The organism is Hyalangium sp., from assembly GCF_035629615.1.
Lineage (GTDB): Bacteria > Myxococcota > Myxococcia > Myxococcales > Myxococcaceae > Hyalangium.
Window position 1 is genome coordinate 1 of sequence record NZ_DASPHO010000620.1, and the last position, 9,611, is coordinate 9,611.

General features: G+C 69.1%; 8 protein-coding genes. 4 read left to right on the plus strand and 4 right to left on the minus strand.

Annotated features, from left to right (window positions below):
- Both VD972_RS31495 and VD972_RS31500 read left to right on the plus strand, forming a co-directional pair.
- A partial coding sequence (locus VD972_RS31495) for a PEGA domain-containing protein (RefSeq protein WP_324992484.1) occupies positions 1 to 358 on the plus strand: 358 nt, incomplete at its 5' end.
- Positions 359 to 410: 52 nt separating this feature from the next.
- A complete protein-coding gene (locus tag VD972_RS31500) occupies positions 411 to 2,153 on the plus strand; it encodes a serine/threonine protein kinase (protein ID WP_324992485.1) in 1,743 nt (580 codons plus the stop codon).
- 21 nt (positions 2,154 to 2,174) lie between these two features.
- Here VD972_RS31500 and VD972_RS31505 read toward each other — a convergent pair whose 3' ends face one another.
- A complete protein-coding gene (locus VD972_RS31505; RefSeq protein ID WP_324992486.1) occupies positions 2,175 to 5,060 on the minus strand; it encodes a pitrilysin family protein in 2,886 nt (961 codons plus the stop codon).
- A gap of 136 nt (positions 5,061 to 5,196) precedes the next feature.
- Here VD972_RS31505 and sppA point away from each other — a divergent pair, with 136 nt between their 5' ends.
- A complete protein-coding gene (sppA, locus tag VD972_RS31510) occupies positions 5,197 to 6,996 on the plus strand; it encodes a signal peptide peptidase SppA (protein WP_324992487.1) in 1,800 nt (599 codons plus the stop codon).
- A 27-nt stretch (positions 6,997 to 7,023) separates the two neighbouring features.
- Here sppA and VD972_RS31515 read toward each other — a convergent pair whose 3' ends face one another.
- Entirely contained in the window at positions 7,024 to 7,269 is a 246-nt protein-coding gene (locus VD972_RS31515; RefSeq protein WP_324992488.1) for a hypothetical protein, read from the minus strand.
- Positions 7,270 to 7,448: 179 nt separating this feature from the next.
- Entirely contained in the window at positions 7,449 to 7,970 is a 522-nt protein-coding gene (locus VD972_RS31520; RefSeq protein WP_324992489.1) for a cysteine dioxygenase family protein, read from the minus strand.
- A 343-nt stretch (positions 7,971 to 8,313) separates the two neighbouring features.
- On the opposite strand from VD972_RS31520, the gene VD972_RS31525 reads away from it, so the two are divergent.
- Positions 8,314 to 9,363, plus strand: a complete 1,050-nt coding sequence (locus tag VD972_RS31525; RefSeq protein ID WP_324992490.1) for a hypothetical protein — start codon at positions 8,314 to 8,316, stop codon at positions 9,361 to 9,363.
- A gap of 12 nt (positions 9,364 to 9,375) precedes the next feature.
- On the opposite strand, the gene VD972_RS31530 is transcribed toward VD972_RS31525, so the two are convergent.
- Positions 9,376 to 9,611: Uma2 family endonuclease (locus tag VD972_RS31530; RefSeq protein WP_324992491.1), on the minus strand; the 236-nt coding region annotated here is incomplete at its 5' end.

Consider the following 9,611-nt stretch of genomic DNA (forward strand, 5'->3'; position numbering starts at 1 on the left):
GGAATCCCCATCCCCCACGGATCCGCCAGCCACCTCGCCGCAAGCAGAGAGCGCGGATGAGGGTCCTCCGAAGGTGGCTGAGGCCCCCCCTCCAGCGAACCCTCGCCCCAGACCTCGCGCCAAGCCGGCCCTCACCAAGCCTGTGGGCAAGGGGACCCTGGCGTTCCGGGTCCGTCCCTTCGCCACGATCTTCATCAATGGGAAGAACTATGGGCAGACACCCATTGCTCCGGTGGAGCTCCCAGCGGCCACGTACACCGTGAGGTTGGTCAACGAGCAGCTCCAGAAGAACGTCACCCAGACGGTCGAGCTCAAGCCGGGCGAGAACAGGGTCGTCAAATTCAACTTCGAGGGGTGAGCCCCTCCGAGGCCAAGCAACACCCCGGGGGCTGAGGTACGCTCCGCCCATCATGCAGGTGGGCAAGTACCAGTTGATCCGTGAGCTCGCCGTGGGCGGCATGGCCGAGGTCTTCCTCGCGAGGACCGCCGGCCCCATGGGCTTCGAGAAGCTGCTGGTGCTCAAGCGCATCCTGCCGCACATGGCCCGGGAGCCGGCCTTCATCCAGATGTTCTTCTCCGAGGCCACGCTGGCCGCCCGGCTCACCCACCCGAACATCGTCCAGATCTTCGACTTCGGTGAGAGCGACGGCTCCTACTACCTGGCCATGGAGTACCTCGATGGGCCCAGCCTGCGGACGCTCCTCGATGACTCGCTCCGGCTCGGGGGCCCGCTGCCGCCCGTGCCGTGCGCTCGCATCATCGCCTCCGCATGCGAGGGGCTCGCCTTCGCCCACGACTTCCGAGACCCGGCCACGGGGCAGCCGCTGGACATCGTCCACCGCGACATCAGCCCGGACAACATCCTGCTGTCACGCCAGGGCGCGGTAAAAGTCGTGGACTTCGGCATCGCCAAGGCCGCGGGCCAGCAGCACCGCACGCAGACGGGGATGATCAAGGGCAAGCTGGCGTACATGCCTCCCGAGCAGATCCGCAACCAGACGCTGGATCGACGGGTGGACGTCTACGCGCTGGGGCTCGTCTTCTACGAGCTGGTCACCGGGCAGCGGCCGTTCGATGCTCCCACGGAGGCCAGCCTCATGCACTCGATCCTGTTCGAGCTGCCGATGCCCGCCGTGCTGCGCCAGCCGGATCTCCCCGAGCCCGTGCAGCGCATCCTCCAGCGCGCGCTCGCCAAGGACCGTGACCAGCGCTACCCGGACTGCTTCGCCTTCCAGGCCGATCTCGAGGAGTACATCCTCTCCACGGGCAGGCCGGTGACGACACAGCACATCGCCCAGCTCATCGCCCAGGTCTCGCCGCCGATTCACGACGCGCCGCTGCCGGCCCTACCGCCGGGGAGTCCTCCCCTCGAAGACACGACGCTCCGAGTGGCTCCGGACCAGAGCACGCTCCCGCCGGGGAGTCCGCCGCTCGAGGACACAATGCTCCGCTCTGCGCCGACCCTGGACTCGCTGCCACCCAGAGTGGACCTCTCCCCCAGCCTCGTGGCCGAGAGCTCTGCGATGGGCATTCCTCGGACCCTGCAGTTGGAGGCTCCTCCTCCCCCTCGTCCCCGGGTAGATGCCATTCCGACCGTGGAGACTCCCGCTGCTCCCTCCCGAAAGACAGGGATGCTGCGCGCGGCGCTCGTCGGCGTGGCGCTGCTCGCCGCGGCAGGCGGGTATCTCCTTGTGGGGAGGACTCCGTCGGCGCCGAGTGACGCTCCTGCCCCCACCCATGCGGAGAGTCCGCCCTCGCCCGAGTCAGCTGCTGTCACCGGAGACACCGGGGACACAGCGCCTCTGGCGGAGAAGGATCCTGCCCCCACGACCGGCAAGCCTGTGAGTCCTCCCCCTGGGAATGCAGCGGGCGAGGCCTCTGCGGGCGTGAGCTCAGAGGTCAGGGCCCACCACGACGCGAAGAGTGGGGTGATCGAGTTCGAGGTCCGGCCCTCGGCGGTCGTCTACCTCGAAGGCAAGCGGCTGATGAAAGGGCCTCGGGGAGTCCTGGACATCAACCCAGGCACCTACACCCTGAGGTTCGTGAACAAGAAGCTGCGAAAGAAGGTGGAGCGCTCGGTCGAAGTGAGGGCGGGACAGACCGCCTTCATCCAGGTGGATCTCCTGCACGACGAGGAGGCCCAGAAACCCTGAGCCTCCTCGCGGGCGGCTCGCTCAAGGAGCGGCGTTCGCGGGGATGGGCGCCTTCTCCTTCTTCTTCGCCCCGGCGAAGTCTCCCGCCTTCACCACGGTGAGCTTGTTGGCATCCACGTGCCGCGTGAGCGCCTTGCGCACCTCCTCGGGCGTCAGCTTCGCCATGCGCTGCTCGAGCGCCGCGTCGAAGTCGAGCGTCCTCCCGAGGAACAGGTAGCTGGCCAGCGTCCGCGCCAGCCCACCGTCCTGCGCGCGCCCCGTCTGCCGGTACTCCAGCAGGCCCGCGCGCGCCTTCTCCAGCTCCTCGGCGGTGAAGCCCTTCTCCATCACCTTGCCCAGCTCCTCTCGCAGCGCGGCCTCCAGCTTCTCGGCGTTCTGCGGGGCGTAGATGGCGTAGGCGTAGAACGAGCCTACCGGATCAATCGCGCCCGCGCTGAGGCCGCTGCCCACGCCGTAGGACAGGCCCTCCTTCTGGCGGATGCGCGTGGCCAGGCGCGAGTTGAGGAAGCCGCCGCCGAACATGAAGTTGCCCAGCATCAGCGCCGGCCAGTCCGGGTTGTCGTCCTTGAGCTGGAGGTTCTGCCCCGCCATGAAGAAGGCATTGGCCTTGTCCGGCGTCTCCACCGCCTGGGTCTGGGCGGCCACGGCCTTGAACGTCTGCGGCACGCGCACGTAGGGCGCCGGGCTCTTCCACCCGGCGAACAGCTCACCCACGAGCGCCGAGAGCTGCTTCGACTCGAAGTCCCCCACCGCGGCCAGCTCGCCCTGCGAGGCGCCATAGAACTCACGGTGGAAGGCCCGCACCTGCTCCAGCGTGACGCCCTTCACCCCGGCGAAGTCCTCCTCCACCGTGGGCGCGTAGTAGGGGTGGCCCTTCGGGTACTGGCTGGAGAGCGCCCGGCGGAAGGCATAGCCACCCCGGGTGTCCGGCTCGGAGCGGGACTTCTCCATCGAGGCCAGCCGCTCCTGCTGCAGGAGCGCGAACTCCTGGGCGTCGAAGGCGGGCTCGCGCAGCACCTCGGCCACCAGCCGCAGCACCTCGGGCAGGTTCTCGCGCTTCGTCTCCACGAAGACGGACGCGCTCGTGGGCCCGCCCTCCACGCTCACGCGCGCCTTGAGCTTGTCGAACGTGTCCTGGAGCTGCTGGCGGCTCTTCGTCTTCGTGCCGCGCAGGAGCATGGCGCCCGTCAGCTTCGCCGCGTACTCCTTGCCCATCACCGCCTGCTCGGTGCCCCAGCGCAGGTTGAGGGCCACGCTCACCATCTCTCCGCGCGTCTTCTTGGGAAGCAGCGCCAGCTTCAGCCCGCCGGGCTGCTGCGAGCGCTGCACGCGCGCCTCGATGTTGGCGGGCGACGGATCGAACGCCTCGCCCTGAGCCACGGCGGCGCGGCCCTGGTAGCCCTGGAGCATGGCGGCCACATCCACCCGCGGCGGCAGCTCCGCGCGATCCGGCTTCGGCGTGGGGATGAACTCGCCCAGCGTCCGGTTGGACGTCTTCAGGAAGGAGGCGGCCACGCGCGCGACGTCCTCCGGCTTCACGCCCTCGATGCGGTCGCGGTGCAGGAACAACAGGCGCCAGTCGCCGATGGCGGCCCACTCGGAGAGGAAGATGGCGGAGCGCTCCGAGTCATTGAGGATGAGCTCCAGCTGCTTGAGCAGGCTCGTCTTCGCGCGGGCCACCTCCTCCGCGGTGAAGGGGGTGCGGGCGGCCTCCTCCACCGTCTTCACCAGCACCTCGCGCGCGGCCTCCACGGACTGGCCCTCGCGCAGCTGGGCGCCGAACACGAGCATGCCTGGATCCTGGAGCTGCAGGTTGTAGCCGTAGGCACGCGCGGCCTTCTTCGGCTCCACCAGGGCCTTGTAGAGCCGGCCCGAGGGGTTGTCGCCGAGCACCTCGGTGAGCACCTCGATGGCGGCGAAGTCCGGGTGGGCGCCCTCGGGCACGTGGTAGCCCGCGACGAGGGCGCCGGTCTCTCCCACGCGGCGCAGCGTTACGTGGCGCTCGCCATCCTGGGTGGGCTCCTCGGTGTAGGTGCGGGGCACGGGCTGCGCGGGCGGGCGCAGCTTGCCGAAGGTGCCCTGGATGAGCTGGAGCGCCTTGGCCTCCTCGAAGCGGCCGGCCACCACGAGCATGGCGTTATCCGGGCGGTAGTACTTCCGATAGAAGGCCTGGAGCCTGTCGATGGGGACGTTCTCCAGGTCCGCGCGCGTGCCGATGGTGGGCTTGCCGTAGTTGTGGAACTGGTAGGCGGCGCTCATCACCCGGCGCAGGAGCACCGAGTGCGGATCATTCTCTCCGCGCTCCAGCTCGTTGCGGACCACGGTCATCTCGCTGTCGAGGTCCTTCTTGGCGATGAAGCTGTTCACCATGCGGTCCGCCTCGAAGGCCAGGGCCCAGGAGAGGTTGGCGTCCGAGGCGGGCAGCGTCTCGAAGTAGTTGGTTCGGTCCAGCCAGGTGGTGCCGTTGGGGCGGGCCCCGCGCTCGGTGAGGGCCTGGGGGATGTTGGTCGTCTTCGGCGTCCCCTTGAACAGCAGGTGCTCGAGCAGGTGGGCCATGCCGGCCTCGCCATAGCCCTCGTGCTTGCTGCCGACGAAGTACGTCACGTTCACGGTGACGGTGGGCTTGGTGGGATCCGGGAAGAGGACGACGCGCAGCCCATTGGGCAGGCGGTACTCGTTGATGCCCTCCACGCTCGCCACGGGGGCAAGCGGGCCTGCCTTGGCCTTGGCCTTGGCCTTGGCGGCCAGTGGCGCCTGGGCCGCTGGAGTCGCCGGCGCCAGGGCCAGGGCCGGGGCGGCGACGAGCAGCAGGGCAGTGAAGAGGGACAGGGGGGCACGACGCATGCGAGCCTCGCGAGTCGGTTGGGGGTGCACGGGGCTACCAACTCCGCGGACCTTACCCGTCATCCCGAGAAAGTACCGGCCGCTCGCACGCCTGGGTGTGGGAGTGTGGATACGGACTGGAAGATCGTCCCTGGGCCTCATTAGTAGTAAGGACCTGTTTCCGGGCCGTCCCTCCATCGGCCCGAGGAGTCTGCGTCACATGAAACGCTTCATCGTCGGCGCCCTGGCCACCATCGGCGCCCTGTCGGTCCTGAGCTTCTTCGGCTTCATCTTCCTGATCGTCATCGCCGCCTCGAGCAAGCCTGGCGTGCCGAGCTCCCTCGTGCTCGAGCTGGATCTGGCCAACCCCCTGCCCGAGCAGGTGCCGGAGGACTCGTTCGCGGGCGCCTTCGGCAACAAGGACACCACCATGCGCGACGTGCTGGACGCGCTGGAGGAGGGCGCCAAGGATGACCGCGTGAAGGCGCTCCTGGTGCGCGTGGAGCAGGTCGGCAGCCTCGCCGCGGCACAGGAGCTGCGGGACGCGGTGAAGGCCTTCCGTGCCAGCGGCAAGAAGGCCATCGCCTTCACGGACAGCTTCGGCGAGGCGGGCAACGCCACCGGCGCCTACTACCTCGCCTCTGCTTTCGATGAGGTCTACATCCAGCCCTCGGGCGACGTGAACCTCACCGGCCTGGCGTTCGAGACTCCTTTCGCGCGAGACGCCTTTGCCAAGCTCGGCGTGCAGCCGCGCATCGGCCAGCGCTACGAGTACAAGAACGCCGTCAACACCTACACCGAGCAGTCCTTCACCGCCCCGCACCGCGAGGCCATGGAGAAGCTGCTCGGCAGCCTCTACGGGCAGATCGTTCGGGGCATCGCCGAGGACCGCAAGCTCAGCGAGGACGAGGTGAAGGCCCTCATCGATCGCGCGCCGCTGCTGGGCCAGGCCGCGCTGGACGCGAAGCTGGTGGACGGGCTGCTCTACCGTGACGAGGTGCTGGCGAAGGTGAAGAAGGAGGCGGGCGACGGGGCGAAGTTGCTCTTCGTGGACAAGTACGTGGAGCGTGCGGGCCGGCCGAACACCAGCGGCGACGCGACGATTGCCCTGGTGTACGGCGTGGGCGGCATCTCGCGTGGCAAGAGCGAGTCCAACCCCTTCAGCGGCGAGCAGGCGTTCGGCGGCGACAGCGTGGCGCTGGCGCTGCGCAAGGCGGCGGATGACTCGAAGGTGAAGGCCATCCTCTTCCGCGTGGACAGCCCGGGCGGCAGCTACGTGGCCAGCGACACCGTGCGCCGCGAGGTGCAGCGCGCCCGCGAGAAGGGCAAGCCCGTCATCATCTCCATGGCCACCTATGCGGCCAGCGGCGGCTACTTCGTCTCCATGGACGCGGACAAAATCGTCGCCCAGCCGGGCACCCTCACCGGCAGCATCGGCGTGTTCGGCGGGAAGATGGTGACGGCGGAGTTCTGGTCCAAGCTGGGCATCAACTGGGAGACGATCGCCCTGGGCAAGGACGCTGCCCTCTACAACACGGACAGCGACTTCACCCCGGAGCAGCTGGCCAAGAACGACGCGATGCTGGACCGCATCTACGTGGACTTCACGGAGAAGGCGGCCAAGGGGCGCAACCTGCCGCTCGAGCAGCTCCAGTCCCTAGCCAAGGGCCGGGTGTGGACGGGCGAGGACGCGAAGGCGAACAAGCTGGTGGACGAGCTCGGCGGCTTCCCCAAGGCGCTGGAGCTGGCCAAGGAGGCGGCGAAGCTGCCCAAGGACGCCGAGGTGCGCCTCCAGACGTACCCGCGCAAGAAGGAGACGGCGGAGATCCTCTCCGAGATGCTCGGCGGCGGCGAGGGCGAGAACAGCGAGGACGAGGCCAACGCCCGCATCTCCGCGGTGGCTCCGTGGACTCCGGTGCTGGAGCAAACCCAGGCGCTGTACCGGCTCGGCGCGCGGCTGGGGCTCGTCGGTGCGAAGCAGGAGGCGCTCAGCGCCCCGGTGCCCGACACCCAGTGGTAGGCGGCTCGCGCGGGCTCCGCAGGCCCACTATCGCGAGGCCTCCTTGCATTGCTGCGTGCAGCGCTTTTCCTCCTCGCTGCACGCCTTGAAGCACGCGTCGTTGTCGTTGCCCGCGTACTTCTTGCAGATCTCCCGGCAGCGCTGGGACTCGTCATCGCAGCGATCCTCGCACCGCTGAGGCTCGCGGCGCCGGTCCTGGGCACCTGCCGGCGTGGCGGAGAGCCACACCCCCATCGCCAGCGCTCCTCCCAGCATCCAACCCTGCATCTTCATTGCAACCTCCCAAGTCTCCCGCGCGGACGCGGCGGCAGAACGGCCGCTGACGCCCCACCCTTCCGGCCCGACTTCAGAGGAGGTGGCGCGCGCCCCAGGTGTTCTGAACCCCTGGGAGCAGGTGACGCGCGCAGGCTACCGGCCCACGGTGACAGTGCCCCGCGCGCGTACCTTGGACCCTATAGCCGACTGAGCAGCTCGCTGCCTGGGCGAGCTTCCACCGGGCGGCCGAAGACGGAGTGGTAGCTGAGCTGCCGACAGCTACAGCGCCGGCGGCGCACGTCGAACACGAGGCAGCGCTCGACCGGCGCCGCGTACACGTGCAGGGTGACGGCGGGGCCCTGCAGCGCGGTGACGCGATGGATGGAGTCCAAAGGACCGCGGTAGTCCACGTGGCCAGCCCCCACCGCCTCGGTGAGGCTCGGTGAGCCCAGCAGGGCGTACCCCGGCTCGAGGCCCCCGGCCAGCAGCGGGTAGTCCTCCAGCTGGAAGGTGCCTGCCTGGATGCTGAACCAGCACTCTTGCTGGGAGTGATCATGGATGGGCGAGGAGGTGCCAGCAGCCCAGCAGTTCACCACCACCTCGAGGCGCGAGTCTCGATAGACGAGGTTGCGCGTGTAGCGGCCTCGCCGAAAGTGGAGGAAGGGCCCCAGCGACTGGGGTTGCACGCGCACCCCTTCCAGCCGCTTGCCGACCTTCATCGCCCCGCTGGCTCCGTGGACTTCCTGCCGAAGACACCGGAGCACCTCTTCCAAGGATGCCTCGTACACGCCGGGAAGATGGACACGGTGTTCTCGCACTACCACCTACCTCTCCCTCACTGAACACTCCTGGGCTCACAGGCCCCACGGCCCCGCGCGCTTGGAGCTCAGGACAGCCCGCCTTCTCGGAGATATCCGGGGAAAACCCTGGGAAATCGCAGGGTTGTGGCGCCCGGGCTGAACACTCTGGCGCCCGTGAAGAAGCCAGGCAGGCGAGAGGCCGGTAAGAGCGTTGACTCCTTTCCCGCCATGGACCGCCGGGGGCGGCAGTGAGGCACGGACCATGAAGAAGCGACTGGGCGACATCTTGCTGGCGCGTGGGGTGGTGGACTCGTTGCAGCTCCAATCAGCGTTGGCGTTCCAGCGCCAGTGGGGCCTGCCCCTGGGTCAGGTGGTGGTGGATCAAGGCTTCGCGCCCGCCGAGCAGGTGTTCTCCGCACTGGAGGAGCAGACGGGCATCGCCGCGGTGGAGCTGGATGCGCAGGTGCTGGAGCCGCGGCTGGCGCGGCTGGTGCCGCTGAAGGTGGCGGAGTCCTACCGGGTGGTTCCGCTGTGGCTGGAGGGCCTGCGAGAGACGACGCTGGTGGTGGCCATCGCGGCGCCGGCGAACCTGGATGCGCTGGACGTCGTCCAGAGCGTGTCGGGCAAGGCGCGGGTGGTTGCGCGGCTCGCCACGGATATGGCCATCCGCCGGGCGATTGCCCGGCTGTACCGCGGTGAGCTGTACGAGGTGTCGAAGCTGGCGGATCCACGGTCCGTCGAGCTGCCCGAGGCCGAGGAAGTGATGGCCTTCATGGCGAACTGCATGATCGAGGACGTGGTCATCGACGACGCCCTCTACGAGGAGGACTCGGCGCAGGCGCCCACGCTGGAGCAGGACGGCCTGCCGCTGCTCTCGCCCCTGGAGCTGGAGCCGGTGCCCTCCCAGCTCGTGCCGGTGGCCACGGCGATCCTGGGTGAGCCGATGCCGCTGGTGCCCTGGGAGCAGACGGAGCGGGTGCTCGTCTACGGCTGGGGCGCCACTGCGACCGTGGGGCTCCTTCGCGTGCTGAACGAGGCGGGGATTCCCACCCGGGAGGCGAGCGCGGCCGAGGTCCGCGGCGCAAGCGAGGACACCGTGGTGGTCGCGCCGCTGCCGTCCCTGGAGGCGCTCGGCCAGCGCGTGGCCGCACGGGTGCTGGTGGCGGGCAAGGCGCCAGAGCTGGAGCTGAGGCGCTCGCAGGCCGTGGGAGCGCTGGGCTTCCTCGCGGCCCCGGTGGATCCAGAGCTGCTGCTGCGCGCGGTGCGCCGGCTGCTGCGGCTGGGGAGCGATCCCTTCTCGCGCGCAGCTTGAGATCGCCGGGCGCTACCGCCCCACCGCCAGTGCCAGCGGAGCGTCCGCCTCCGCGGGCAGCCAGAGCGAGCCAAGCTCCATCGGCACGTGGGTGAAGGGCTCGGCGCGCACCAGGGCGTCCCCCTCGTAGCTGGCTGCGAAGAGCCAGCCGCGCTTGAGGCGCTGGAACACCTCGAGCGTGCGCGCCTCCGGATCGATGAACCAGGCGTAGGACACGCCGTGCTGCGCATACAGCGGCAGCTTGCGCG

What these genes read in the sequence shown, in the direction of transcription:
- sppA (WP_324992487.1), top strand. Translation starts at nt 5,197, where the DNA reads ATGAAACGCTTCATCGTCGGCGCCCTGGCCACCATCGGCGCCCTGTCG.
- VD972_RS31520 (WP_324992489.1), bottom strand. Translation starts at nt 7,970, where the DNA reads ATGAAGGTCGGCAAGCGGCTGGAAGGGGTGCGCGTGCAACCCCAGTCG.
- VD972_RS31505 (WP_324992486.1), bottom strand. Translation starts at nt 5,060, where the DNA reads ATGACGGGTAAGGTCCGCGGAGTTGGTAGCCCCGTGCACCCCCAACCG.
- VD972_RS31515 (WP_324992488.1), bottom strand. Translation starts at nt 7,269, where the DNA reads ATGAAGATGCAGGGTTGGATGCTGGGAGGAGCGCTGGCGATGGGGGTG.
- VD972_RS31525 (WP_324992490.1), top strand. Translation starts at nt 8,314, where the DNA reads ATGAAGAAGCGACTGGGCGACATCTTGCTGGCGCGTGGGGTGGTGGAC.
- VD972_RS31500 (WP_324992485.1), top strand. Translation starts at nt 411, where the DNA reads ATGCAGGTGGGCAAGTACCAGTTGATCCGTGAGCTCGCCGTGGGCGGC.